The sequence below is a fragment of the Dictyoglomus sp. GBS genome, assembly GCF_055179815.1.
On the sequence record NZ_CM143687.1, the window covers coordinates 477,563 to 502,756 of the forward strand.

26 protein-coding genes are annotated in these 25,194 nt (G+C 32.7%); 15 read left to right on the forward strand and 11 right to left on the reverse strand.

Annotated features, from left to right (window positions below; translation table 11 throughout):
- Positions 1-56: 56 nt before the first annotated feature.
- Both ACY3IT_RS02170 and ACY3IT_RS02175 read left to right on the forward strand, forming a co-directional pair.
- Positions 57-806 (forward strand): class I SAM-dependent methyltransferase, encoded by a 750-nt coding sequence (locus tag ACY3IT_RS02170; RefSeq protein WP_463083155.1) that lies wholly within the window; start codon positions 57-59, stop codon positions 804-806.
- An 18-nt stretch (positions 807-824) separates the two neighbouring features.
- The gene (locus ACY3IT_RS02175; RefSeq protein ID WP_463083156.1) at positions 825-1,556 is read left to right on the forward strand and encodes a tetratricopeptide repeat protein; all 732 of its coding nucleotides are present in this window, start codon (positions 825-827) and stop codon (positions 1,554-1,556) included.
- 44 nt (positions 1,557-1,600) lie between these two features.
- On the opposite strand, the gene ACY3IT_RS02180 is transcribed toward ACY3IT_RS02175, so the two are convergent.
- Together ACY3IT_RS02180 and ACY3IT_RS02185 are read right to left on the reverse strand one after the other, a co-directional pair.
- The gene (locus tag ACY3IT_RS02180) at positions 1,601-3,007 is read right to left on the reverse strand and encodes a glycosyl hydrolase (RefSeq protein ID WP_463083157.1); all 1,407 of its coding nucleotides are present in this window, start codon (positions 3,005-3,007) and stop codon (positions 1,601-1,603) included.
- Positions 3,008-3,165: 158 nt separating this feature from the next.
- Positions 3,166-4,179, reverse strand: a complete 1,014-nt coding sequence (locus tag ACY3IT_RS02185) for a C-type lectin domain-containing protein (protein WP_463083158.1) — start codon at positions 4,177-4,179, stop codon at positions 3,166-3,168.
- Between the two features lie 794 nt (positions 4,180-4,973).
- Between ACY3IT_RS02185 and ACY3IT_RS02190 the strand changes: the two genes are divergently transcribed.
- A complete protein-coding gene (locus ACY3IT_RS02190) occupies positions 4,974-5,846 on the forward strand; it encodes a cation diffusion facilitator family transporter (RefSeq protein WP_463083159.1) in 873 nt (290 codons plus the stop codon).
- Positions 5,846-7,618: a YgiQ family radical SAM protein gene (locus ACY3IT_RS02195; RefSeq protein WP_463083160.1), complete on the forward strand. Its 1,773-nt coding sequence runs from the start codon at positions 5,846-5,848 to the stop codon at positions 7,616-7,618. The genes ACY3IT_RS02190 and ACY3IT_RS02195 overlap by 1 nt, the downstream gene beginning before the upstream one ends.
- A 1-nt stretch (position 7,619) precedes the next feature.
- On the opposite strand, the gene ACY3IT_RS02200 is transcribed toward ACY3IT_RS02195, so the two are convergent.
- A complete protein-coding gene (locus ACY3IT_RS02200) occupies positions 7,620-8,372 on the reverse strand; it encodes a glucose 1-dehydrogenase (RefSeq protein WP_463083161.1) in 753 nt (250 codons plus the stop codon).
- 82 nt (positions 8,373-8,454) lie between these two features.
- Here ACY3IT_RS02200 and nadE point away from each other — a divergent pair, with 82 nt between their 5' ends.
- From nadE to lpdA, 9 genes are all read left to right on the forward strand, one after another.
- On the forward strand, positions 8,455-9,345 hold the full coding sequence (gene nadE / locus ACY3IT_RS02205; RefSeq protein ID WP_463083162.1) for an NAD(+) synthase: 891 nt from the start codon (positions 8,455-8,457) through the stop codon (positions 9,343-9,345).
- A gap of 25 nt (positions 9,346-9,370) precedes the next feature.
- Positions 9,371-11,635: a glycoside hydrolase family 3 C-terminal domain-containing protein gene (locus tag ACY3IT_RS02210; protein WP_463083163.1), complete on the forward strand. Its 2,265-nt coding sequence runs from the start codon at positions 9,371-9,373 to the stop codon at positions 11,633-11,635.
- Positions 11,636-11,722: 87 nt separating this feature from the next.
- Positions 11,723-13,033, forward strand: coding sequence for a DUF3887 domain-containing protein (locus ACY3IT_RS02215; protein ID WP_463083164.1), 1,311 nt, complete (start codon positions 11,723-11,725; stop codon positions 13,031-13,033).
- A gap of 119 nt (positions 13,034-13,152) precedes the next feature.
- On the forward strand, positions 13,153-13,389 hold the full coding sequence (locus ACY3IT_RS02220) for a sulfurtransferase TusA family protein (protein WP_463083165.1): 237 nt from the start codon (positions 13,153-13,155) through the stop codon (positions 13,387-13,389).
- A gap of 18 nt (positions 13,390-13,407) precedes the next feature.
- Positions 13,408-14,403 carry a thiosulfate transporter TsuA gene (tsuA, locus tag ACY3IT_RS02225; RefSeq protein WP_463083166.1) on the forward strand — a complete coding sequence of 332 codons (996 nt, stop codon included), beginning with the start codon at positions 13,408-13,410 and terminating at the stop codon, positions 14,401-14,403.
- A gap of 19 nt (positions 14,404-14,422) precedes the next feature.
- Positions 14,423-14,776, forward strand: a complete 354-nt coding sequence (locus tag ACY3IT_RS02230) for a DsrE/DsrF/TusD sulfur relay family protein (protein ID WP_463083167.1) — start codon at positions 14,423-14,425, stop codon at positions 14,774-14,776.
- An 11-nt stretch (positions 14,777-14,787) separates the two neighbouring features.
- On the forward strand, positions 14,788-15,147 hold the full coding sequence (locus ACY3IT_RS02235) for a DsrE family protein (RefSeq protein ID WP_463083168.1): 360 nt from the start codon (positions 14,788-14,790) through the stop codon (positions 15,145-15,147).
- Between the two features lie 15 nt (positions 15,148-15,162).
- Entirely contained in the window at positions 15,163-15,441 is a 279-nt protein-coding gene (tusB, locus tag ACY3IT_RS02240) for a sulfurtransferase complex subunit TusB (protein WP_463083169.1), read from the forward strand.
- 14 nt (positions 15,442-15,455) lie between these two features.
- Entirely contained in the window at positions 15,456-16,847 is a 1,392-nt protein-coding gene (gene lpdA, locus ACY3IT_RS02245) for a dihydrolipoyl dehydrogenase (protein ID WP_463083170.1), read from the forward strand.
- 36 nt (positions 16,848-16,883) lie between these two features.
- On the opposite strand, the gene ACY3IT_RS02250 is transcribed toward lpdA, so the two are convergent.
- The 4 genes from ACY3IT_RS02250 to ACY3IT_RS02265 form a co-directional block, all read right to left on the reverse strand.
- Positions 16,884-17,750, reverse strand: coding sequence for a Clp1/GlmU family protein (locus tag ACY3IT_RS02250; RefSeq protein ID WP_463083171.1), 867 nt, complete (start codon positions 17,748-17,750; stop codon positions 16,884-16,886).
- 13 nt (positions 17,751-17,763) lie between these two features.
- A complete protein-coding gene (rsfS, locus tag ACY3IT_RS02255) occupies positions 17,764-18,114 on the reverse strand; it encodes a ribosome silencing factor (RefSeq protein ID WP_463083172.1) in 351 nt (116 codons plus the stop codon).
- Entirely contained in the window at positions 18,114-19,037 is a 924-nt protein-coding gene (locus ACY3IT_RS02260; protein WP_463083173.1) for an LCP family protein, read from the reverse strand. Before ACY3IT_RS02260 ends, rsfS begins: the two co-directional genes overlap by 1 nt.
- A 113-nt stretch (positions 19,038-19,150) precedes the next feature.
- Positions 19,151-19,432 carry an RNA-binding protein gene (locus tag ACY3IT_RS02265; RefSeq protein WP_148805220.1) on the reverse strand — a complete coding sequence of 94 codons (282 nt, stop codon included), beginning with the start codon at positions 19,430-19,432 and terminating at the stop codon, positions 19,151-19,153.
- Positions 19,433-19,755: 323 nt separating this feature from the next.
- Between ACY3IT_RS02265 and ACY3IT_RS02270 the strand changes: the two genes are divergently transcribed.
- Entirely contained in the window at positions 19,756-20,649 is an 894-nt protein-coding gene (locus tag ACY3IT_RS02270; protein WP_463083174.1) for a fumarylacetoacetate hydrolase family protein, read from the forward strand.
- Between the two features lie 2 nt (positions 20,650-20,651).
- On the opposite strand, the gene ACY3IT_RS02275 is transcribed toward ACY3IT_RS02270, so the two are convergent.
- The 4 genes from ACY3IT_RS02275 to ACY3IT_RS02290 form a co-directional block, all read right to left on the reverse strand.
- Positions 20,652-21,110, reverse strand: a complete 459-nt coding sequence (locus tag ACY3IT_RS02275) for a peroxiredoxin (protein ID WP_463083175.1) — start codon at positions 21,108-21,110, stop codon at positions 20,652-20,654.
- Complete coding sequence (locus ACY3IT_RS02280; protein WP_463083176.1) at positions 21,107-22,180, reverse strand: NAD(P)H-dependent flavin oxidoreductase; 1,074 nt, start codon at positions 22,178-22,180, stop codon at positions 21,107-21,109. Before ACY3IT_RS02280 ends, ACY3IT_RS02275 begins: the two co-directional genes overlap by 4 nt.
- An 18-nt stretch (positions 22,181-22,198) precedes the next feature.
- On the reverse strand, positions 22,199-22,963 hold the full coding sequence (locus ACY3IT_RS02285; protein ID WP_463083177.1) for an enoyl-ACP reductase FabI: 765 nt from the start codon (positions 22,961-22,963) through the stop codon (positions 22,199-22,201).
- Between the two features lie 66 nt (positions 22,964-23,029).
- Positions 23,030-23,803 carry a DeoR/GlpR family DNA-binding transcription regulator gene (locus tag ACY3IT_RS02290; protein WP_463083178.1) on the reverse strand — a complete coding sequence of 258 codons (774 nt, stop codon included), beginning with the start codon at positions 23,801-23,803 and terminating at the stop codon, positions 23,030-23,032.
- Between the two features lie 361 nt (positions 23,804-24,164).
- Between ACY3IT_RS02290 and ACY3IT_RS02295 the strand changes: the two genes are divergently transcribed.
- Complete coding sequence (locus ACY3IT_RS02295) at positions 24,165-25,187, forward strand: LacI family DNA-binding transcriptional regulator (RefSeq protein WP_463083179.1); 1,023 nt, start codon at positions 24,165-24,167, stop codon at positions 25,185-25,187.
- Positions 25,188-25,194 lie beyond the last annotated feature (7 nt).

Here is a 25,194-nt window from a genome sequence, read left to right on the forward strand (position 1 = left end):
TTTTTATTGTATAATTTTTTAGAATTATAGCCTTCAAAAGGGAGGTTATTTTTTTTATGGAGAAAGGTTTTAAGCCTAACTGGGAGGAAATTTTTGACCCAGAAGACTACATATATTTTTATGAAGATATGCTTAATGAGGAAATGACACAAATAGAGGTAGATTTTATAAGAAGGGAACTTGATTTAAAAGAACAAAAAAAGATTCTTGATATGGCTTGTGGATATGGAAGGCATGCAAATAGACTTGCATTATTAGGGCATGATGTTACTGGATTGGATATAAATGAGAAATTTTTGGATATGGCAAAAAAGGATGCAGAAAGGTTGGGAGTGAAGGTTAATTATATTTTAAAGGATGTTAGAGATATGGATTATAATGAAGAGTTTGATGTGATAATATCTATGTTTACTTCCTTTGGATATTATGAAGATGAGGAAAATTTTAAGATTCTTAAAAATACTGCAAGATCACTTAAAAAAGGTGGAAAATTTTTGCTTGATATAAGTAATAGGGATTTTATTCTTAGGAATTTTTTACCTTATACTGTTATAGAAAAAGAAGGGAATTATATGATTGATTTTAATTTTATAGATATTACGGAGAGTAGAATTTATGCAAGGAGAATAATAATAAGAGATGGTAAGATAAAGGAAAAGCCATTTTTTATAAGAGTATATACACCTACAGAGATTAAACTACTTTTGGAGATGGTAGGATTAAAAGTGATAAAATTCTTGGGAGGATATGATAGTAGTTCTCTTTCTATTTCTTCCCGTAGAATGATTGTTATCTCTGAAAAATAGTTTAGGGGGAGGTAGTATATGAGAAAAATCTTTTTTGTAATTCTCTCTTTAATATTACTTTTTAATATCTCACTTTCTATGGATTTTCAGACTGCTAATAATCTTTTTTATGAGGCAAGAAGAGATAGAGATGTAAACAAAATCATATCTCTTATCTCTGAACTTGAAAAGGACTCTAATCTTCAAAAAGATTCTTATCTTCTTACGGTACTTGCAGATGCATATTTAGAGTATGGACATTGGGGAGTTATTGGAAAGGATAAAGAAAAAATGTATGAAAAAGCAAGGAGTTATGCGGAAAAAGCAATAAAACTTGATGACAAAAATGGAAGAGCCTGGTATATCGCAGGTGCAGCTATTGGTAGGCTTGCCCAATATAAAGGTATTATACAAAGCCTTTTTATGTTGGGAGACTTTGATAGGTATATAAGCAAAGCAATAGAGATTCTTGAAGATCCTTTATATAAAACTTTTGCCCTTCTTGCTATGGGAATGAGATATAGGGATGTACCATTTCCCCTATATAATTATGGAAAGGCAGAATATTATATGAAAGAAGCCTTAAAATATACTCCTATTTATCCTAATATTTACCTAGAGCTTGGTTATTTGTATCTTAAAATGAATAAAAAGGATCTGGCAAAAGAAATGTTTCAAAAGGTTATAGATAGCCCTCCTCATCCATGGCTCTTAAAAACTCATGAAGAGTCAGTATCTTTAGCAAAACAAGAACTTTCTAAATTAAAATAGATTAAGAAAAAGTTCCCCAAGGCTAAAAAGCCTTGGGGATTTTTTTATTCTTCTATAAATTTAGGAAGCTCGTCTTTTGTTATAACGAAAGGATGATTGAAGACTTTTTTGATATGAGAGGGCTCATTTTTATTTGGATCACTTTCGAATCCACTCCAAGTCATAAACCATGCCCAGTAAGCTTTCTCCTTAACCATAGCATCAGGATCTGGTATAGTTCCTGTTTCCGTCATGGCTACTAATTTTTTACCACCAAAAAGTTTTACAATATTGTAGAACATGCCTGTAGAGGGTGAATAATCTTTGTCTTTTAGATATATATCAGCTCCGACTATATCTACGTATACATCTCCAGGGTACCAGTCAAGGGCAGAAGGAGAATCAGTAGTGGTCCAGATCCATATTAGATTGTTTATTTTATGATAATTAACAAGTCTATCAAAAAGAAGTCTCCATAATTTTTTGCATGGTTCTGGACCTTTTGCTCCCCACCAAAACCATCTTCCTTCAGCTTCATGGAGAGGTCTCCAAAGGACGGGAACCTTTGCTTCTTGTAGTCTCTTTAGTTGTACTGCTATAGCATCTATATCTCTTATTAAAAGCTTGTAATCTTCAGATTCTGGATGATTCATCGCATATTCAAGATCGAAACTTGTGGCTTGCGTATAAAAGCCTCTCCACCATTCCTTTCCAGGTACATCATAGAGTCCCTTTGGAGCATTCCAATGCCATTGAAATTGTACAATTCCTCCCATTTTCCACCAATCTATAGCATCTTCAACATCCCTGGAAGATGCTCCTCTTTCAACTCTTGAGGGAGAGTAATCTATCATATCAAAACCACATATGGCTGGAAATTTATCAGTTAAGGTCCAGATATAAAAGGAGTCTTTATAGCCTTGTTGTCCTGATAAGGTATATTTTCCATAAATATTTATTAGGTAATCCATTAATTTCTGAGCTTCAGGAGATGGATTTGGAGTTATCAGCTTATTAGTAGGATTTAATGCTGGGATTTCCGCCTTTTTTATCTTAAAATAATCCAGCAAAAACCATCCCCAACTTTTTACAATACTTATGGTATTTTTCCCTTTCTTCAATGGTATTAATCCTCCTGATACAGTAGTGAAGCTTTGAGATGGGTTAAATTTTATATTTGTTTGGAAGGCTCCATTTACGTAGAGGGAATTTTCTTTATATCCATATGGAGCTGCATATCCAATTATAATCTCATACATACCATCTTCTGGTACCTCTACAGTGACGGTGCAAGAATCACCATCTTGATCGAACCCATCCACATATCCACTGCCTTGATATCCTGAAATTGTTTTTGCTACGAAAGTACCTTTCAATATTCCATTTTCTGCTTGGATAGTTATTTCTGATTGAGAAATAGATATGGAAATAGTTAAGAGCAGTATAAAGATAAGAGTAATATATTTTTGCAATAAAATGCCCCCTTTCTTTTTTTGTAATTATTTTACATTTAATAACACATTTATACAATAATAAATATTTATTTTATATAATTGTTACCGTTATTATAAAAAGAAAGCCTCGGATTTGAATCCGAGGCTTTATAATGATTACAAATTTCGCTTGTTATCTATTCCCATTCACAGATAAAGCCCTTTTGGATAGTTGGCACATTTCCCCATTTTCCAAATTTTTCTAACGTTTTATATATTATTAAATATTTTTCTACTTCCAAGTTATTGGGCTCCCCAGTGTCCCAATTGTAGAATACAAATGGTTCTTCAGTTACCCATTTAAATTTTCTTTCTCTTTCTTCATATTTAGCTCCTAAGAAGTAATCATTTTGTTTACCATAAATAGATAGGAGAAATTCAATAAATCTTTGTTCTTCTAAGGATGTAATAGTGGCGAGATGTCCTCCCATATTTTCGCAAAAATCTTTTGCTTCTTCCCAGCTTAGATTTTTATCTATAACTGCATATGTATGATTATTGATAGGATTTGTTATTTTTATTATATTTGCTGTTTCTTCTTCTGCTTTTTTAGGAGTTTCTATAAAAAGGGATGGAACTTGTCTATTTAATCCTATGTAGTATCCACCATAAAGGTGGTTTCCTATGCTATTTACTTGTATATAGTATGTGCCAGGTTTTAATTTTAAAGAGATTTGGTAATCAGAAACTCCTATGTCATTTCTTGCTATTTCTTGTTTATTTCCATTATAAATGAAGATGTAAGTAATCAATGTGGGTTCTTCTGTAAGATATATATCTAAGTCCATTTCTTGAGGAATATGGAATTTGAAGAAGTCATCTCTATCTTGTTTTTCATTTCCATAATATCCTAAAGTTCCTGAGATTACAGATGGAATACTTACATCTACAGCATTATTAATGTTATCGTTTGGTTCTTTGTCTCCTTTAATGTTTTGAGGTATAAATTTATTTTCTATAGTATAGCCACCGTAATGGATGTCCCAAAGACTTGATATTAATAAATAATATGTTCCAGCTTTTAGATTGGGATATATTAGTTTATAACTCCTATTTCTTGTTTCATTTCTCAAAATTTCTCTTTTTCCATTTACATCATAGAGGAAAGCATAAGTAGTTAAAGAATCATCGTTTGTGATAGTTATTTCCAAATAACCATCTGAAGGTAGGGTTATTTTAAATCTATTATTTCTATCCTGACTACCATTTCCATAATATCCTAAATGCCCTGTGATTTCGGAATTTATTTCAATATTTTTTGCCTCGTCTATTCCTTGTTTTAGGTCTACATTATCATTGGGCTCAATATCATTTTTTAAAGGATCCTTTTCGAATTTGTTTGTTAGCGTGTAATTTCCTTGATGTTCTTCATATCATCGGGTTACCTTTACATAATACTTACCTTGTTTTAAAGCTTTTCTTATTACCAGTTTTTCATTTCTTATACTATCTTCTGCCCGAGCAATTTCTTTTTTACCATCAGTATCATATAAGAATATATTTACATTTAGAGTTTTGTCCGATGTTAATGTTAATATAAGGAGGCCATCAGAACTTAGGGAAATTTCCCATATGTCAGTTTTTATGGGTGATTTTAAATTACTTGTAACAGCTCCATTTAAAGGTAAATTCCCTTTAATTATTTCCTGGGTCTGAGCTAAAGAAAGTTTTAATGATAGGGAGAATAGGATTAGAATAATTAAGACAAAAAGAAAAAATTTTTAAACATTTTAAATTTCCTCCTTTTAATAGTGATATTTCAATAGGGTAATAGGAGAAGAGAAATTAATTTTTCACCTCCCCCTAAAATTCTTAATACTATCATAACATAATTTTTTTTAATGGTGAAAAATTAAATTGGTATATAATAAAAGAATCTCTTGATTACAAAGAGAATATTTGTAGATAATACTAAGGAATATTTACAATATTGGAGGTAAATTTTATGGCAAGAAAGATTTTAATTGCTATGTTTTTAAATCTGTCCATGGCACTTTTAGAGATTATAGGGGGTGTTATCTCTGGAAGTCTTGCTTTAGTAAGTGATGCTTTACATAACGTAAATGATTTTTTTGCTTTAGTGATAAGTTATCTTGCAGAACTTATTTCAAAAAATAAAAAGAGTAACAAATACCATACTTACGGATACAGAAGGATTGAAATTCTTGCTGCTCTTTTAAATGGGATTTTACTAGTTATTATATTTTTATTTTTGATTTTAGAGGCTTTTCATAGATGGAGATCTCCCAAGGAAGTACAGGGTTTACAAACATTTATTATAGGTATTATTGGACTTGTAGGTAATATTTTGGGAGCTTATGTTCTTCATGAGGATTCCAAACGTAATTTAAATGTTAAAGGGGCTTTTTTACATCTTTTATCTGATGCTTTGTCTTCTGTTGGAGTTATAGTTGGAGCTATTTTTATAATTTTTTATAAACTATATTATATAGATACTATAATATCTCTTCTCATAGCAGTTTTCATTTTTTATAATTCAATATATCTTTTAAAGGATACTATTCATATTTTGATGGAAGGTACTCCAAAAGGCATAAATATAGAAAGTGTTGTTTCAGAGATATCAAAGATACCAGGAGTTAAGAATGTACATCATATTCATTTATGGCAGATATCAAGTAAAGATTTGCTTTTTTCTGCTCATGTAGTATTAGAGGATCAAATGCTTTCTAAGGCTGAAAGGATTGCGGAAGAGGTAAGAAAGCTTTTAAAATGTAAATTTGAGATAGATCACTCAACTATTGAACTTGAGACTGAAGATAGAAACATAGATAAGAATTGTAGGTGTGAGTACTGATGTTTAATTTTTTACCTGTAAATCTTGATGAGGTAAGGAGAAAAGGTTGGGATGAATTGGATGTAATAATTGTTACAGGAGATGCTTATGTGGATCATCCTTCTTTTGGATCTTCTGTGATTGGTAGAGTTCTAGAGTATCATGGCTTTAAGGTTGGTATAATTCCTCAGCCTGACTGGAGAGATAAAAACTCTTTTAAAATACTTGGGAGGCCAAGACTTTTTTTTGGTATTACTTCAGGTTCTGTAGATTCTATGGTGGCTAATTGTACTCCAAATAAATTAAGACGTAAGGAAGATGCCTATACTCCATCAGGAACTTATGGTAAAAGGCCTGATAGAGCAGTTATTGTATATGCTAATGTAGTACATGAATTGTATCCTGATGTACCTATTGTATTAGGGGGACTTGAAGCAAGCTTAAGACGATTTTCTCATTATGATTATTGGGATGACAAGATTAGACATTCTATTTTGTTAGATTCGAGAGCAAAGATTATTGTTTATGGAATGGGGGAAAAACAAGTAGTAGAGATTGCAAAACTTCTTGCAAAGGGTAAATCTTGGCATGATATATATATTGTGCCAGGAATTCTTTATTCCCTTAGTGAGAAAGAGTTTAAAGAGTTTGTAGAAAAAGGAATATTAAAAGATTATGTAATGCTTCCCTCCTTTGAAGAGGTCTCTCAGGATAAAGATAGATATCATGATTTTAATAGAATGTTATTAAATGGGATGAAAAAGAGAAAGACTTTGATACAAAGGGATGGAAAAAGATATATTGTACAAAATCCTCCTATGGAATATTCGGAGAAAGATTTAGATTTAATATATTCTCTACCTTTTCAAAGACTTCCTCATCCTTCATATAAAGAAAAGATTCCAGCTTTTGAAACAGTAAAAACTTCTATAATTTCCCATAGAGGTTGTTTTGGAAGTTGTACTTTTTGTTCTCTTAATCTTCACCAAGGATGGCAAGTAATATCTCGTAGTGAAGACTCTATATTAAAGGAAGCCTATAATCTTTCTCAACATAAGATATTCAATGGAACAATTTCAGATGTTGGTGGACCTACTGCCAATATGTATAGTTTGAGATGTAAGGTTTATGGTATACCTGGATCTTGCACTAACAGAGATTGTTTATTTCCTGAGATATGTCCAAGTCTTGTAGTTGACTTTTCTCCTCAGCTAAGACTTCTTAAAAAGATAAAAGATATTCCTAAAATAAAACATGTCTTCATAGCATCAGGAATAAGATATGATCTTGCATTAAAGGATACAGATTATATAAGAGAGATCATAAAAGAAGGATATATTGGAGGACATATGTCTGTAGCACCAGAACATGTGAAAAATAATGTCCTTGAGATTATGAAGAAGCCTAAGTTTGAGGTTTATGAAAGTTTTATAGCAGTATTTGAAGGAATAAAAAGAAAATTGAAGAAAGAGATATATGCTATTCCATATTTTATATCTTCTCATCCTGGAGCTACACTGAAGGATGCATGGGATCTTGCTATTTATGTGAAAGGATTGGGCCATTATTTAGAGCAAATTCAGGATTATACTCCGTTGCCACTAACTCCAGCATCTTGTGCATTTTATACGGAGTATCATCCTGATAGAAAGGAAAAAATATATGTGGCAAAAACCTATGAAGAAAGAAGACTTCAAAGAGCTTTGGTACAATATAGAGATAGGAAAAATAGGGAATTTATTTTGAAAAATAAAAACAAGATACCTTTTCCCATTGATAAGTTGTTAAAGTAGTTCATAAATAAATCATTTTTCTTGTCATTCCACCATCAACTATAAAGTTTGCTCCTGTAATAAATCCTGCGTCATCTGATATTAGGTATAGGACAAGACTTGCTATATCTTCAGGTCTTCCTACTCTTCCTACGGGATGTTGTTTGTGATCAAGCTCTGTAAGCTCTGCGGGTTTTCTTAAGCTCTTTTTCTTCCACTCTGATACTTCAATCCAGCCAGGACTTATACAATTTACCCTTATCTCAGGACCAAGACTTATAGCAAGGGCGTGAGTTAATGCATAAATTCCACCTTTTGAGGCTGAATAAGCTTCCGTATTTGGCTCTGACATAAAAGCTCTTGTAGATGCAATATTTATAATTACCCCTTTTTCCTTTTTGAGATAAGGATAGGCATATTTACTACATAAAAAGGCTCCTGTTAGGTTTACTCCTAAGACTCTATTCCATTCTTCTAAAGTGAGTTCTGATATATGTTTGTTTATTCCAATTCCAGCATTATTGATAAGATAGTTAATCCTTCCAAAGATTTTGATAGTCTCTTCTATCATATTTCTGACTTCTTCTTCATTGGATACATCAGTCTTAATAAATTTTATCTCTCCCAAGGATGAATATTCTTCTTCCGTTTCTCTTCCTGCTTCTTCATCAATCTCTGCAATTACTACTGAGATGCTATTTTCCAAGAATTTTTTGGCTATGGCTTTTCCAATTCCTTGCCCTCCTCCAGTTACAATAGCAACTTTTTTATACATACTTTCCAAACCTCCTTATTGTGGTTAAGAACTTTCAATATTATATTATTGTTAAAGGGAAGATATAAAGAGATTTCTTAAGATGAATTTATTAGAAGAGAAAAACAGAATAATAAAGTTTTTAAGAGAAAAGTTAGACGAAGAGGGAAAGAATGGATATGTTATAGGGGTTAGTGGAGGACTTGATTCTGCTGTTGTATTGTATCTTTTATTGGAAGCTGTAGGCAAAGATAAGATTTTTGCTCTTATTATGCCTGAAATGGATTCTGAGCCTTCTTCCCTTAGAGATGCCTTATTTTTAGTTAGAAACTTAGATGTTCCCTACAAAGTATTTAGTTTGACAAATACTCTTTGGGTGCTAGGGGTATACAAGATTATTCCTCTTTTTTGGCTTCTTTTAAGACCACTTAAGAAAAAAGCGGTAAGATATCTCTATGAGGAGTATTCTAAATCCTTAGGTAAACCTATATTTTTTGCCCAAAGAGGTAAAGTGAATAGTAAAAGATTTAGGTGGTTTTATGAGGGTATTGCGTACTATAGGATAAAGCATAGATTGAGGATGATTCTCCTATATTTTTATGCAGAAAAAAAGAATTTTCTCGTAGTAGGTTGTACTAATCTTACAGAGGAACTTTTAGGATACTATGTAAAGTATGGGGATGATGCTGCTGATGTAGCACCATTATCTCATCTATATAAGACGGAAGTCAGAGAGCTTGCAAAGTTGTTGAAGGTCCCAGAAAAGATTATTAATAAACCTCCTTCTCCAGATCTATTACCAGGAATTACAGATGAATTTTCTTTGGGAGTTGACTATGAGACTATTGATAAAGTTTTAGTATCTTTTGAAGAAGGTATAAGCCCAGAGTATGTTGAGGGGGTTGATAGATCTTTTGTAGAGCTTATTTATGATCAATATATTTTTATGAAAAAAGAAAAGAGCAAACCTTTAAAGTTAGCAAGAAAAGAATAGTTTAAATTGTAAGGAGGTATATTAAATGGAGAGGGATATAAAAAAACTTATCTCACAGATGACTCTTGAAGAAAAAGCCTCTTTATGCTCTGGACTTGATTTCTGGCACACAAAACCCATTGAAAGACTTGGCATACCATCAATAAGAATGTCTGATGGTCCCCATGGACTTAGAAAAGAAGAGACCATGTTCAGCAAGACTGTACCTGCCACCTGTTTTCCACCAGCATCATGCCTTTCTGCCTCTTGGGATAGGGATCTAATTGAGAGAGTAGGAAAAGCTATTGGAGAAGAATGCCAGGCAGAAAATGTACAAATTCTACTTGGACCTGGAGTAAATATAAAAAGATCTCCCCTTTGTGGAAGAAACTTTGAATACTATTCTGAAGATCCACTTCTTTCATCAGAGATGGCCAAACACTTCATAAAAGGAGTACAAAGTGAAGGAGTAGGAACATCTATAAAACACTTTGCAGCTAACAACCAAGAACACAGAAGACTTACAGTAAGTGCAGAAGTAGATGAAAGAACATTAAGAGAGATCTACTTAGCCAGTTTTGAGAAGGCAGTAAAAGAAGCAAAACCATGGACAGTAATGTGCTCTTACAACCGAGTAAATGGAGTATATGCCTCTGAAAATGAATTTCTTTTAACAAAGGTATTAAGAGAAGAATGGGGATTTGAAGGATTTGTAGTATCAGACTGGGGAGCTGTAAATGACAGAGTAAAAGGACTATCAGCAGGACTTGATTTACAGATGCCTTATGATGGAGGTTGGGGAGACAAAAAGATCATAGAAGCAGTAAAGAAAGGAGAACTAAAAGAAGAGATTTTGGACGAAGCAGTAGAAAGAATACTAAGCATTGTCTTCAAGGCTATAGAGAACAAAAAAGAGAATGCCACATATGACAAAGAAGCCCATCATAGGCTTGCCAGAGAAGTAGCAAGAGAATGCTTTGTCCTTCTTAAGAATGAAGAAAAGATCTTACCATTAAAGAAAGAAGGAAGGATAGGTTTAATAGGAGCCTTTGCAAGAAAACCTCAAATACAAGGAGGAGGAAGTGCCCACGTAAACCCAACCATGGTAGATGATGCAGTAGAAGAGATAAAGAAACTTTTGGAAGGAAAAGCAGAGACACTTTATGCAGATGGATACAAAATAGAGACTGATGAAGTAGATGAAAACCTCATAGAAGAAGCAAAAGAAGTAGCAAAGAAATCAGATGTAGTAGTAATCTTTGCAGGACTTCCTGAAAGATACGAATCGGAAGGATTTGACAGGCCTAACATGAAGATGCCCGAGAATCACAACAGATTAATAGAGGAGATAGCAAAGATAAACAAAAATGTAGTAGTGGTACTAAGCAATGGAGCACCAGTAGAGATGCCATGGGTAGATAAGGTAAAGGCAATACTTGAGACCTACAGAGGAGGACAAGCCTGGGGAGGAGCAGTGGCAGATGTACTTTTTGGAGTTGTAAGTCCATCAGGAAAGCTTCCTGAAACCTTCCCAAAGAAATTAAGTGATAATCCCTCCTATCTCTTTTTCCCAGGGGAAGGAGACAAGGTAGAGTATAGAGAAGGAATCTTTGTAGGATACAGATACTATGACAAGAAGGAGATGGAAGTACTCTTTCCCTTTGGACATGGCCTCTCTTACACCACCTTTGAATATTCAGATCTAATTTTAGACAAGAAAGAGATGACTGATGAAGAGATATTGAAGGTAAGGGTAAAGGTAAAGAATACAGGAGGAATGAAAGGTAAAGAAGTAGTACAGCTTTACGTAAGGGATGTAAAAAGTAGTGTAATAAGACCAGATAAAGAGCTAAAAGGATTTGTAAAGGTAGAGCTTGAGCCAAAGGAAGAAAAAGAGGTTACTTTTGAACTTGATAAGAGAGCTTTTGCTTACTATAACGTAGAGATAAAGGACTGGTACGTAGAGACAGGAGAGTTTGAGATACTAATAGGAAGATCATCCAGGGATATAGTACTCAAAGATACAGTATTTGTGAAATCTACAAAACAAATTAAGAGAAAGTATCATATTAATTCCACTATTGGTGATATCTTAGATGATCCTGTGGCATGGGAAAAACTTCAAAAATTTTTATTGGAACTTGAAAACAGATTTTCTATACCATCATATATATCTGCAATAAATAGGCCAGAAAATTATTTAAGAAATGATTGTTTGAGAAGAATGATATTCTATTATGTAAGAAGAGGGGCAGATCCAGAAGAGGTAGAAAAACTTTTTTATAAATTAGTAGAGGACCTTAATAGCTGATTGAAGGAGTATTTGGGAGGGAGAGGGGAAAAATTATAAGGAGTATAATAGGTTATTGAACATATAATTTTAAAGGGGGAATATTTTATGAGAAGATATATTATCCTTATTCTTTCTCTTATTACTATTATAACTATGACCTTTGCTCAAGAAGAGATATCCATAGCCAAGGATTTTGTATATCTTATGTCTCAAGGTGATTATGAAAAGACGGTAGGATATTTTGATTCTTCAGTATCTGCTGTTATCTCTTCTTCGTTGAAAGAGATATGGGAGAGTCTAATAAAAGGAGTAGGAAATTATGAGGGTATAATTGAGGAAAGAACTGAAGAATCTGGAAATTATAAAATTATATACTTAACAACAAAATTTTCTAATGCTTATATAGATATCAAGATGGTTTTTCTAAATAAAAATATTGTTGGTTTATTCTTTTTACCCGCCCAAATAAAAAGCTTTAACACTCCACCACCATATGTAAATCTTGAGGCTTTTGAAGAAAAGGATTTAAAAATTGGTAAAGATTTTGTTCTCCCTGGAAAGCTTACTATACCAAAAGGAGAAGGGCCATTCCCAGTAGTCATATTTGTCCATGGAAGTGGTCCAAATGATATGGATGAGACGATAGGACCTAATAAGATATTTAGGGATTTGGCATGGGGGCTTTCAAGTTTTGGGATTGCTACTTTGAGATATGATAAAAGAACAAAGGTATATCCTCAAGAATTTTCTAAGTATGAAGATGGTTTCACAGTAATGGAAGAAGTGATAGAAGATGTTCTTTATGCCATAGAGTTTGTTAAGACTCAAGAAGAAATTGATAAATCAAAGATATTTATTTTAGGACATAGCTTAGGAGGAATGCTTGCACCAAGAATAGCAAGCCTAAGTAAGGATGTGAAGGGAATTATTATCATGGCAGGACCTACAAGACCATTAGAAGATTTAATATGGGAACAAATTAATTATATTGCTAATTTAGATGGCAAAATAGATGAGAAGGAGAAGGAGCAACTTGAATTGATAAAAAAGGAAATTGAAAAATTAAAGGATCCAGAAATAGCAACAAAATACCCTTTATCCATGAATATATTAGGTGCTCCTGTTAAATACTTTTTGGATTTAAAAAATCATGACCCAGTTAAAACTCTTTCTGAATTAAATATTTCTGCCATAATTATGCAAGGAGAAAGGGATTATCAAGTAACTATAAAAGACTTTGAGGGTTGGAGTGTATTATCTAACAAAGAGAATATTACATTAAAGTTATATCCTAAATTAAATCACTTATTCATGGAAGGTACGGGAAAAAGTACGCCAGATGAATATAACAAGGTAGGGAACATACCAGAATATGTAATTAAAGATATAGCTTTGTGGATAAAAGATCAAAAATAAATGTATATTTCTATAGAATTTGTGAAATTTAATAAGTGTTGTATTATTGAAATGCTATAATTTCTATTGTAATATATGTATTGTTAAATTTTTAACAATATTAAAGGAGGGATTTTAGAATGGATGTAAAACCTAATTATACCTTGGATGTCAGAGGAGAAGTTTGTCCTGTACCAGATGTGGAAACAAAGAGAAAGTTAAAGACGATGCAATCTGGAGAGGTTCTTGAAGTACTTATCGATTACGCTCTTTCAAAAGAAAGAATTCCTCAAGGGGTAAAAGAGGTTGGAGGGGAAGTCCTTACAATTGAAGAGATAGGTCCCAGTGAATGGAGAATTCTTATTAAAAAACTATAGAAGGAGGTTGTGAGATTTATGATTTGGCAAGGGCTTTTAGTAGGAATACTTTTTGGAGTTGTTTTACAGAGATCAAGAATGTGTTTTAATTCTGCTTTTAGAGATGTTAAATTTAGTAAGGATAATTATCTACTTAAAATGGCAGCATTAGCTATATTAGTAGAAACTATAGGATTTCATTTGGTAGCTTCCTTAGGATTTATTAAACTTAATCCCTTACCCTTTATCCCACTTGCTCAGATTGTAGGTGGATTCTTATTTGGAATGGGAATGGTACTGGCTGGTGGTTGTGCAAGTGGTGTTACATATAGAATTGGAGAGGGTTATATAACCTCTATATTAGCAGGTCTTTCCTTTGGAATAACAGCTTCTGCTGTAAGAGGAGGAAAATTAAATTTTGTGAATTCATGGTTTGGTAAGCCCATAACTGTTAACTTACAAGATCCAGGTATATATAATGCAGTAGATGGAAAGGTAAATCCTACTCTTGCAACTCTTTTGGGGATTAATCCATGGATTATAGCTATAATTTGGGCAATTATTTTAGCTATCTATATATGGGGTACCAAGACTACTGAAAGACAAACTACAGGGCTTAATTATATTACAGGTGGTATAGCTCTTGGAATAGTAGGAATCATTGGTTATCTTTCTCAAAAGACATATGCTTTAGGTATTACTGGAGGATGGATCAATTTGTTAAGGGCAACGACAACAGAAACAAGCTATAATTGGATAGGAATGGAAGTTCTCGGCATAATTGTTGGAGCATTTATATCTACTTTAGCTTATAAGGAGTTCAAATTAAGGGTTCCAAAAGATCCTAAGACTTATGTTCAGGTTATAGCGGGTGGTATTTTAATGGGATTTGGAGCAGGAGTTGCTGCAGGGTGTAATATAGGTCATGTTCTTTCTGGTCTTCCTCATCTTGCTTTAAGTTCTATTTTGGCTACTATTTTCTTTGTTTTAGGAAATTGGTTTATGTATTGGTATCTATATCAAAGGAAACAATGAGTGAGGTGAATAAAATACTATGCATATTGCTATACAAGTAAATGTTCCCCCCTATACATATGAGGATTTAGATACAGCAATCCATTTAGCAGAAGCAGCTTTGAATAGAGGGCATAAAGTATCCATATTTCTTTTTGCTGATTCAGTTCTTTCTGTAAATTCAAAAGTTAAACCTCTTAGAGTAGATAGAAATATTCCTTTAAAGATGAAAGAGTTGTCAGAAAAAGGGGTAGAGATTCATATTTGTGGATTGTGTGCTGATTATAGAGGTTTATCTTCTGAGAATACTGTTGAAGGTCCTAAATTTTCTGGGGTTCCTGAAATGGCATCTTTAATTTTTAATGCAGATAGATATATAAATTTGATGCCGTAGGAGGAATAGAAATGAAAAAGGTTTTATTGGTCGTATATCAAAGTCCAGGAGGATCTATTTGGGTAAACGAAGCTCTTCGTAGTGCTTTTGGTATGTATGGTGAAGATTTAGAGCCTTCTATTCTATTAATGGAAGATGCTGTGGTTGCAGTCAACCAAAATACTCACCCTGAGAATCTTGGATGTCTTTCTCTTTCTCTCTCTTTTAAATATTTGGAGAGGTATGGAACTCCTGTATATGTAGTGAAGGAAGATTTGGAGAGTAGAAAGGTAAAGGAAGAAGATCTGGAACCTAAATGGAAGGTAAATATCATTTCAAAGGATAATCTTTCTGATTTTATACATTCTTTTGATAGAGTAATTTTCTTCTAAATGAGGTGGTAAAAAATGGCACTTATAGTAATTAAGAAAAGTCCTGTTGAAAATATAAGCAAAAGGATGTGGGAAATTACAAAACCAGGAGATGTTATTATTTTGGTGCAAGATGGGATATTTTGGGCTATAAATGAAAAAAGTAAAGAATATTTAAAAGATGGTGTTTCTGTGTATACATTAAAGGAAGACTTAGAAGCCAGGGGATATAGGGAAGAAGATAGCATATACAGTTGTATAGATTATAATGGTTGGGTAGAATTAATTGAAAAGAACGAATTGATTATATCTTAAGGAGGCCCAAGTAAATGGAAAAGTATGATGTAATTTTTTTAGGCGGAGGCTCTGGAGGTTATGTAGGAGCAATTAGAGCAGCAGATTTAGGAAAGAAAGTATGTGTGATAGAAGAAAGAGATTTAGGGGGAACTTGCTTAAATAGAGGTTGTATACCTACAAAAGCTCTTTTAAAGAGTGCAGAGATTTATAACAGTATTAAAGAAGGACATATACTTGGAATTAAGGTTGATTCTTTTGGATATGATGTGAATGGAATATATGATTGGAAAGAAAATGTAGTTAAGAAATTAGTAACAGGTATAGAATACCTATTCAAGTCAAGAAAAATTACTTTGAAAAAAGGAAAGGGGAAAATTCTTGATAATACCACAGTAGAAGTAGAAACAAAGGAAGGAAAAGAATTAATTAAAGGAGATAATATTGTTATTGCTACAGGATCAGAGCCTGCTATAATTCCATCTTTTAAGATTGATGGTGTAAATGTACTCACATCCGATGATGCTTTAAGATTAAGAGAAATCCCTAAGGATATACTCATTGTAGGGGCAGGAGCTATCGGTATAGAGTTTGCAAACTTTTATAATGCTTTTGGTTCCAAAGTAACTATTGTGGAAATGATGCCTCAAGTAGTACCTACTTTGAAGGATAAGAAGATTGCTGCTCTTCTACAAAGAATTTTAAGTAAAAAGGGAATTGAGATTAAGACAGGGGCAAAAATAGAGAATATAGAGGTTAAGGATAGTAAAGTATATTCTACTTTATCCACAGGAGAAACTATAGAAAGTGAGAAAGTGCTTGTCTCTATTGGAAGAAAATTAAATTCGGATAATATAGGTCTTGAAAATGTAGGAATAAATACTGAAAAAGGTAGAATAGTAGTTAACGAATATCTAAGAACAAATGTGGATAATATATATGCTATTGGAGATGTGATAGGTGGTCTTTTACTTGCTCATAAGGCCATGAAAGAAGGAGAAGTAGTTGCTGAGATTATTGCAGGGGAAGAAAAGAAAATGGATTATAGAGTACTACCATGGGCTATATTCTCTAATCCAGAAATTGCAGTTTGTGGTTTAACTGAGGAAGAAGCAAAGGAACAAGGTATGGAAGTGCTAATAGGAGAATTTCCATTTACTGCTAATGGTAAGGCTGTTACCATGAATGCTACTGATGGACTTGTAAAGGTGGTTGCAAGAAAAGAGGATAAGGTACTTATAGGAGCTCAAATAGTGGGTCCAGAAGCCTCTGTAATGATAGCAGAACTTGCTCTTGCTATTAAGAACAATCTTACTCTTGATGATGTGGCAGATACCATACATACCCATCCTACTCTTCCAGAGGCTATTATGGAGGCAGTAAAGGTACCTTTAGGAAGTGTAGTACATATTGCTTTAAGAAGATAGAGAAATATAAGGAGGAAGGCTTTTTGCCTTCCTCCTTTATTGTGTTTCTTTAATAATTTTAAGTTTTATTCCTCCAATTTCAATTCTTTTTACTTCTTGAGGATTTTTTAAAGGTGTAAATATATATATGATTCTTTTTTCCAGATCTATGTTCTTCACAATTCCTAAGGAAAGTAATTTCTCCCTTTTATCTAAAAGACCTACCAACCTTTCTCTATAATCTTCTTTTGTGAAATCCACATATTTGTCTATTGAGTAAACTAAGAAAAGAGGAAAAACTAAGATTTTGCTATCTTGAAAATATTTTTCATATCTTTTTTCCCTGAATTCTTTTCTTTCTTCTGGCCCTCTTTCTCTTGCATATGGACTTCTTGGTACTTTATAAACCTTTTTGGCAAATCTTCCTATAATTTTTAATAATGAGTCTAATTCATTTAAAAAGTATATTCCTACAATAAAATCTGGATTAATAAGAGAGGTTTTGTAGTATTTTAAAATTTTTCCTAATCTTCCTTGTACAAGGCCACAGGTATTTATAATTATCAAATCTGCCTTTTCTTTTGCTTCATCAAGAAGCTTTCTTACTCCTGTTATTACTTGTAAAAATTTTCCTACAGGGGTAATTTCCCCTACAAAGTACCAACTATCTACAAATATATTTTCTGAGCTTGATAGTTCTCCTTCTGGATAGATAAGAGAAATGGTACCTGGTAAACCAATATCCGCTTGTCCTAAATCGGAATTAATTACTGCTACTTTTAATCCATTCTGAATTCCCAAATCTGCAAGATATTTTACAAATGTACTTTTACCAGCATTTGTGAGTCCTAAGACAAGAATAGTACCCTTCTTATTTAGGAGCTCTCTTGCGGTCTCTTCCCATTCTATAGGGATATGAAACATTTAATCTCTTATTCTAAAATTCTGTTATTTTCGGTAGATTCTGGTAAAGTTCCTCAAGACCATAAAACTCTCTTGCTCTGGGAGAGAAAATATGAACTATGAAATCGTAGTAATCAAGAAGGGTCCATCCAGTACCTTCTCTTCCTTCTACTCCTCTTGGTGTAAATCCAAGTTTTTCCATTTCTTCTTCTATAGTTCTCTGAATTGCTTTTCTTTGAAGTGGAGTAGCACCTGTGCATATTATTATAAAATCGGTTATACCTAATGCTTTTGAGACATCAATAATTACTATATTCTCTCCCTTTTTCTCCGATACAATCTGAGCAACTCTTAAGGCTTTTTCTCTGCTTTCCAAGAAATTCATCACCCCTCCTTTGTATTATTAACTCTAAAATATTGATTTAATATCTCATCTAACTTGTTTCTATCGGGAATTATATAACTTATTCCATTAATATTTTCTGGAGTTCCAGGCATTAGAAAAGTATTAATATCTTCTTCAGTTATATCCAAGAACTTACTTGCTATCACTAAACCCTCCATAAGAGAGATATTGGTAGAAAGAATAGAGCCAGCAAGTGATATGTAATAGGGAAGATTAATAAGGTTTACCTTCTCTTTTGCTTGTTTAAATAAGGCTTTTAAAAATTTTTGTTGTCTTTCTATTCTTCCTAAGTCTCCCATTAAATCATGTCTAAATCTCACATATCCTAAAGCCTCTTTACCATTTAAATGATGAAGACCAGGATTAAGATCTACAAGGAATTTATCTGTTTTATCCCTATAATACATCCTTTTTTCTACTTCTATATCTACACCGCCTATGGCATCTATAAACTTTTCAAATTGCTGAAAGTTTACCTTTACATAGTAATGTATAGGAATACCGATAAATTCTTCAATGGTTTTCAGAGATAGATCAATTCCTCCATAAGCATAGGCATGATTAATCTTTGTATATCCATAATTAGGTATATTTACCCTTGTATCTCTTGGAATAGATAGTATATATACCTTTTTATTTTTAAGATCTAAGGAAGAAATCATTATGGTATCTGATCTTCCAGGATCATCTTTCCTTTCATCTACACCGAGCAGAACCACATTTATTTTATCCACATGATTTAGAGCTACATCTAAGAGATCTACTTTATCCAAAGAAGGATAATTTTTAGTAGGAGTGTAGTTATAACTTCCTTGGATATAATAATATCCACCAACTCCTACTGCTATAAGTACTAATAGGAGTATTAGAATTCCTATTGAAAATATTTTCCACTTCTTCATATATGTCTCTTACCTCCAATTTTTACTTCTTTTATTAATATTATTATATACCTAAATAAAAGACCCCTCCTTTGGGAGGGGTCTTTTATTTTAATATTTTAGATTAGTCTAAACTATTGACCACGATTTCTTCTTTCGCGTGGTCTTTCTTCCCTTGGTTTTGCTTCATTAACAACAATTTTTCTTCCTTTTACTTCTGTGTTGTTAAGTTCAGCTATCATTTTTGCAGCAGAATTGTCATCTACTTCAACAAATCCAAATCCCTTAGATCTTCCCGTATTTCTGTCAGAGATAATTCTTGCAGAATATACAGTCCCGTGATTTGAGAATATAGATTTTAGCTCTTCTTCTGTTGTAGACCAAGGTAAATTACCAACATACAAAGTCTTACTCATTTTTTCACCTCATGGAAAGTTTTAGATTTTTTAAATTGGGAAAGCTTTTTACGGGAGCGTTTCCAGAACCCCTGAGAACTTGGAACAATAGGATACTGCTCGGTACACTTCACCTCTCTTTCTGGAAAATAAAAATGCTTGAGAACTCATTTGGTGGGTCCAAAGGATTCTCAAGCATTTTCTTTTACTTTTGTCTTCTTTTTTCAAAAATCTAAACATATAGATAACCTTAATTGCAGGATTAACTATACCATATAAATTTATAAATGTAAAGTATATGATATAATTATCTTCAAGTTTTAGATAAAAAAGGAGGAAGGCTTATGAAGATTGCCAATTGTAAGGCTGGAGAGAGAAATTTTGTTGGCCTTTTTTATGAAGATAAAATGTTAAACCTTTCTAAAGCTATCCATATATATTCATCCATATATGAAAAGACTTCTAAGAATGTGGATAAAATTGATGATCTTCTTTATATAGATGATCTTCGTGAATATTTGAGGAAAGTGTTTGATTTTATTCTTGAGCATAATTTTATTTATACCCTTACAGAAGAAAAATTTAAGTACCTTCCTCCCATATTAAAGCCTCAAAAAATTCTTGCCTTAGGCAGAAATTATTCTGAACATGCAAAAGAGTTAGGACATAAAATACCTAAGGAGCCTGTCTTTTTTAGTAAAGCACCATCTTCCCTTATTGGACACGAGGATAAAATAGTTTATCCCTCATTCCTTACAAGGGTAGATCCTGAAGTAGAATTAGGAGTGATAATAAAGAAGAAAGGTAAATATATTAAAGAAGAGGATGCTTGGGACTATGTTCTTGGCTATACTATAGTAAATGATGTTACTGCTAGAGACATGCAGGCAGAAGATTTTCAAAATACTAATCCTTGGTTTAGATCCAAAAGTTTTGATACTTTTTGTCCTATAGGCCCTTTTTTAGTATTCAAAGAGGATTTAAAAGAACCTCATAACCTAAATATAGAACTTAGGGTAAATGGGGAAGTAAGACAGAAGGATAATACTAAAAATATGCTCTTTAAAATTCCCCAAATTATTTCTTACATTTCCAAACATCTAACCTTAGAGGCTGGAGATATTATAGCTACTGGTACACCTTCAGGTATTGCTCCTATAAATCCTGGAGATGTGGTGGAGTGTTTAGTAGAAAAAGTAGGTGTATTAAGGAATAAAGTAGTAGAGGAAAAATTATAACGTTATTTCTTTTCTATCAGTTCGTCTAATTTACTGAGTACCTCTTCTACGTGTCCATCTACTTTTACATTTTTCCATGAATATACAATCTCTCCCTCTGGAGAGATAATAAAGGTGCTTCTTATTGGGCCTTCCGTCTCTTTACCATACATTTTCTTCTTTCCCCATGCCCCATATAGTTTAATTACCTCTACATTTGGATCAGAAAGGAGAGTAATTTTTAAATTATTTTTTTCCACAAACTTTTTATGACTTTCTATAGAATCTTTGCTTATTCCCACGACTTCTACATTCCTTTTATTGAATTCTTCGATCTTTTCTGAGAAATTTACAGCTTCTTTTGTACAACCTGATGTCATATCTTTTGGATAAAAATACAGTACTACCCATTTACCCTTAAAGTCTGAGAGACGCCAATCTTTTCCATTTTGATCTTTTAATGTAAAATCTATAGCTTTCATAAATTCTCTTCCGCCTCTTTTACTAATTCATTAATCAGATCTTTTACACTTACAATTTTGTCAACCCTGTAAGCATTAGCTCCTGCAAAAGCAAATCCTGCTTTTAAGTTTCCCTTTTTGGCATTTAGTAATGCCAAGGCTATGCAATATGGAGTATTTTTATAATCACATGTCCTTATGCATTGAAATACACATTTGTATGGTTTCTTTTCTCCCCTTTCAACTGCCTCTAAAAACTCATTTTTTATGGCTCTTCCAGGAAGCCCTACTGGACTTTTTATAATAACTACGTCCTCTTTTTTAGCCCTTAAGTATTCTTGTTTGAATTTTTCATCCGCATCGCATTCATAGGTAGCTACAAACCTTGTAGCTATCTGTACGCCACTCGCCCCTAATTTAATGAATTTTGCTATATCTTTTCCATCATATATACCACCACCTGCAATTACAGGAATTTCTTTATCATATTTTTCTTCTAAGATTTTTATCTCATCTAATACTTCTTTTAATCTATTCTCTAAGGTTACATTAGGGTCTTCTAATTCTTCCTTCTTAAATCCTAAATGACCCCCTGCTAATGGCCCCTCTACTACAAAGGCATCAGGTACATAATTGTACTTTTCAATCCAGCTTTTGGCTATGATTTTAGCTGCCCTTGCCGAGGAGACAATTGGGACCAATTTTGTAACTGCTCCTTTTATAAGATATTTAGGAAGGTCTAAAGGAAGACCGGCCCCTGAAAAAATAATATCTACCTTTTCTTCTATTGAAGTTTTTACCATATCTGCAAAATTAGAAAGGGCTACCATTATATTTACTCCAATTATACCCTTTGTTTTTTCTTTTGCTTTTCTTATTTCATTTCTTAACGCTCTAATATTAGCTTCAATAAAATTTTCAAAAAAATCTGGTTCATCCATACCAATACCTGCTGTACCAATTACGCCTATACCTCCTGCCTCTGCTACAGCTGATGCAAGTCCTGAAAGAGATATTCCAACAGCCATACCTCCTTGTACTATTGGTATTTTGGCTACTAAATCCCCAATTCTAAGTTCTGGTAATTTCATTTATTTCCTCCTCAAAATTTATATACCCATAATATTGTATCCTGCATCTACATAGAGAACTTCTCCTGTAATTCCAGATGCAAGATCGCTTAAAAGAAAAACTGCAGAATCTCCTACTTCTCTATGTTCAATATTTCTTTTTAAAGGTGCTTTTTCTCTGTGATATTCAAGCATGTCACTAAATTTAGCTATACCTCTTGCAGCTAAGGTGTTTAATGGTCCTGCTGAGATAGCATTTACCCTTATATTTTCTTCTCCTAAATCATAGGCTAAATATCTAACTGAAGCTTCTAATGCTGCTTTTGCAACTCCCATCACATTATAATTAGGAACTACCTTTTCAGCCCCATAATAGCTTAGGGTAATTATACTGGCAGGTTTGTTTAATATTCTTTTGAATATTCTGGTCATAGCTACAAAGGAATATACACTTATTTCTATGGCAGTTAAGAAAGCATCTTTAGAGGTTTCAACAAAGGGATTTTTTAAAGCATCTGATGGTGCATAGGCTATAGAATGTACAAATCCATCTATCTTCCCTATATTTTTCTCAATTTCCTCAGCTACCTTTTCAATATTTTCATCTTTTGATACATCACATTCTACAATAAGTGGTTTTGGATTTAAGCCAGCTATTAATTCTTCTACATTTTCTCTTAATCTTTCATTTTGATACCCAATAATTACCTCTCCTCCAAATTTCATTATAGATTGAGAAATAGCCCAAGCAATACTTTTCTTATTTGCTACATTAAAAACAGCAAATTTTTTCCCCTCTAACATAAGACATACTCCTTTCTTTTTAGGGTTTATTTTAAAAAATTATACCATAATGGGGTTATGGGTTTATTATTCTTCGGGATGTACAGTTATAACTTCTATTCCTTCTTTTTTAAGCTCTTCTATATAATGGGGTGGAACATTATCATCAATGATAATTTTATGCATAACATTTGTGGGTGCTACGAATGAGAAACATTCCTTTCCAAATTTACTATGATCTGCTACTCCTATAATTTCTTTTCCCATCTCTATGATTAATTTTTTAATTTGGGATTCAGCTATACTTGCTGTATACATACCTTTTGAAGGTATAATTCCAGATATACCTAAAAATACCTTATCAACTCTAAATTCTCTTAAAACCCTTTCTGCCAATGGTCCAATGAGAGCAATAGTCTCTTTTCTAAGAACACCGCCTGTTAGTATTACTTCTACGCCTCTTGCGTTCAGAAGTTCTCTTGCTACTTCTATTGAATTGGTAAGCACTGTAAGATCATGTTTATTTTTTATATTTTTTGCTATTTGTAATGTAGTACTTCCTGCTTCAATAAATATGGATTCACCATCGTTTATGATCTCTGCAGCCTTTTTCCCAATTGCCATTTTTTCTTTAAGGTTTTGTCTTTTTTTAGTAGTAAAAAGAGGTTCAAAGGAAAAACTATGAGGTAGTATTGCTCCACCATGTGTTCTCTTAAGAAAACCCTCTTTTTCTAAGGCTTCAAGGTCTCTTCTTATTGTAGCTCCTGTTACATTAAATAATTTAACTAAGTCGTTAACTTTGATACTTCTTTCTTTTTCTAAAAGCTCAAGTATTTTGGATCTTCTTTCATCAGGAAGCATAATTTATATCACCTAATTATTTTATTTTTGGATAATAACATAAAAAATTGGTGATTGTCAAAAAAGGGGAAATTCCCTCACGTATCAGATTCTTCTTAACCTTTAGCCATATTTTTCTGGAATAAATTGTAAAAAGTTTTTGTTCAAAAGTTATATAATTTCATCTTGTATATTTAGATGTATAGGTCCCATCTAAGTTATGCTTTATGGAGAATAATATTTATCTTTATTATAGCTTTAAATAAGCTATATTTAAGGATTCGCTAATTTTTAATTTTTTAATCTTATTGACGATTTTTAATTTTTATAGTATTATGTTATCGTTAACATAAAAGTAGTAAATGAATAGGGGGATCTAAGATTGGTAACTATTAAAGATGTGGCTAAAAGGGCTGGAGTATCAGTAATGACCGTTTCAAGGGTTATTAATGGGAGTAAAAATGTAAGTGAAAGTACCCGAAAGAAGGTCTTAAAAGCTATTGAAGAATTAGGCTATGTTCCTAATTCTGTTGCAAGAAGCTTGGTATTAAAGAAAACTTCTACTATAGGACTTGTGATCTCTGATATAACAAACCCATTTTTTACAACAATTGCTCGTGGTGTAGAGGATACTGCAATTTCTGAACATTACACAGTAATAATATGTAGTACAGATGAAAATCCTGAAAAGGAATTAATGTATGTAGAAGTTTTGGCTAAAAGTAAAGTAGATGGTGTTATCTATGCCTCTGCGTCTGGGAAAAAAGCTCCCTTAAAATCTTTATTCCTTAAAAATATACCTATAGTCTTGATTGATAGAACGATTGAAGGTGTTAATGACTTAGATATTGTAAGAGGAGATAGTGTATATGGGGCATATTTGTTAACAAAACATTTAATTGAATTAGGGCATAAGAGAATAGGAATTGTGGTTGGAAGTACATTTATTTCTACAGCAAGAGATAGAGTAGAAGGATATAAAAAGGCTTTGAACGAGGCAAAAGTTCCTATTGATGATAGTTTAATAAAAATTAGCGAGAGATCTAAATTCTCTAAGGAAGATGGATATAGATTAACAAAAGAGTTATTAGAGATAAAAGATCCTCCAACAGCTGTTTTTGGGGGTAACAATTTAATGGCTATTGGTGCTATGTTGGCAATTAAAGAAAAAGGATTGGAAATTCCAGATGATATTTCTCTTGTTTCTTTTGATGATATTGAGAGTTTGTCTGAGGTATATCCTTTTCTTACTGTAGTAAAACAGCCAGCCTATACAATGGGAGTTTTGGCTGCGGAACTTTTAATAAGGAGAATAGAGAATATAGATAAGATACAAGAAAAAAGAGAGATTATGTTGACTCCTGAATTAATTATAAGGAAGTCTACAGCTCCACCTAAGAATTAATTAAGAG

Excerpts from the sequence above, each read along its gene's own strand:
- ACY3IT_RS02250 (WP_463083171.1), bottom strand. The coding sequence starts at position 17,750 with ATGTTTCATATCCCTATAGAATGGGAAGAGACCGCAAGAGAGCTCCTA.
- lpdA (WP_463083170.1), top strand. The coding sequence starts at position 15,456 with ATGGAAAAGTATGATGTAATTTTTTTAGGCGGAGGCTCTGGAGGTTAT.
- ACY3IT_RS02220 (WP_463083165.1), top strand. The coding sequence starts at position 13,153 with ATGGATGTAAAACCTAATTATACCTTGGATGTCAGAGGAGAAGTTTGT.
- ACY3IT_RS02265 (WP_148805220.1), bottom strand. The coding sequence starts at position 19,432 with ATGAGTAAGACTTTGTATGTTGGTAATTTACCTTGGTCTACAACAGAA.
- ACY3IT_RS02175 (WP_463083156.1), top strand. The coding sequence starts at position 825 with ATGAGAAAAATCTTTTTTGTAATTCTCTCTTTAATATTACTTTTTAAT.
- ACY3IT_RS02170 (WP_463083155.1), top strand. The coding sequence starts at position 57 with ATGGAGAAAGGTTTTAAGCCTAACTGGGAGGAAATTTTTGACCCAGAA.
- ACY3IT_RS02215 (WP_463083164.1), top strand. The coding sequence starts at position 11,723 with ATGAGAAGATATATTATCCTTATTCTTTCTCTTATTACTATTATAACT.
- ACY3IT_RS02280 (WP_463083176.1), bottom strand. The coding sequence starts at position 22,180 with ATGAAATTACCAGAACTTAGAATTGGGGATTTAGTAGCCAAAATACCA.
- nadE (WP_463083162.1), top strand. The coding sequence starts at position 8,455 with ATGAATTTATTAGAAGAGAAAAACAGAATAATAAAGTTTTTAAGAGAA.
- ACY3IT_RS02210 (WP_463083163.1), top strand. The coding sequence starts at position 9,371 with ATGGAGAGGGATATAAAAAAACTTATCTCACAGATGACTCTTGAAGAA.
- rsfS (WP_463083172.1), bottom strand. The coding sequence starts at position 18,114 with ATGAATTTCTTGGAAAGCAGAGAAAAAGCCTTAAGAGTTGCTCAGATT.
- ACY3IT_RS02235 (WP_463083168.1), top strand. The coding sequence starts at position 14,788 with ATGAAAAAGGTTTTATTGGTCGTATATCAAAGTCCAGGAGGATCTATT.
- tsuA (WP_463083166.1), top strand. The coding sequence starts at position 13,408 with ATGATTTGGCAAGGGCTTTTAGTAGGAATACTTTTTGGAGTTGTTTTA.
- ACY3IT_RS02200 (WP_463083161.1), bottom strand. The coding sequence starts at position 8,372 with ATGTATAAAAAAGTTGCTATTGTAACTGGAGGAGGGCAAGGAATTGGA.
- ACY3IT_RS02230 (WP_463083167.1), top strand. The coding sequence starts at position 14,423 with ATGCATATTGCTATACAAGTAAATGTTCCCCCCTATACATATGAGGAT.
- ACY3IT_RS02275 (WP_463083175.1), bottom strand. The coding sequence starts at position 21,110 with ATGAAAGCTATAGATTTTACATTAAAAGATCAAAATGGAAAAGATTGG.
- ACY3IT_RS02270 (WP_463083174.1), top strand. The coding sequence starts at position 19,756 with ATGAAGATTGCCAATTGTAAGGCTGGAGAGAGAAATTTTGTTGGCCTT.
- ACY3IT_RS02285 (WP_463083177.1), bottom strand. The coding sequence starts at position 22,963 with ATGTTAGAGGGGAAAAAATTTGCTGTTTTTAATGTAGCAAATAAGAAA.
- tusB (WP_463083169.1), top strand. The coding sequence starts at position 15,163 with ATGGCACTTATAGTAATTAAGAAAAGTCCTGTTGAAAATATAAGCAAA.
- ACY3IT_RS02195 (WP_463083160.1), top strand. The coding sequence starts at position 5,846 with ATGTTTAATTTTTTACCTGTAAATCTTGATGAGGTAAGGAGAAAAGGT.
- ACY3IT_RS02190 (WP_463083159.1), top strand. The coding sequence starts at position 4,974 with ATGGCAAGAAAGATTTTAATTGCTATGTTTTTAAATCTGTCCATGGCA.
- ACY3IT_RS02260 (WP_463083173.1), bottom strand. The coding sequence starts at position 19,037 with ATGAAGAAGTGGAAAATATTTTCAATAGGAATTCTAATACTCCTATTA.
- ACY3IT_RS02290 (WP_463083178.1), bottom strand. The coding sequence starts at position 23,803 with ATGCTTCCTGATGAAAGAAGATCCAAAATACTTGAGCTTTTAGAAAAA.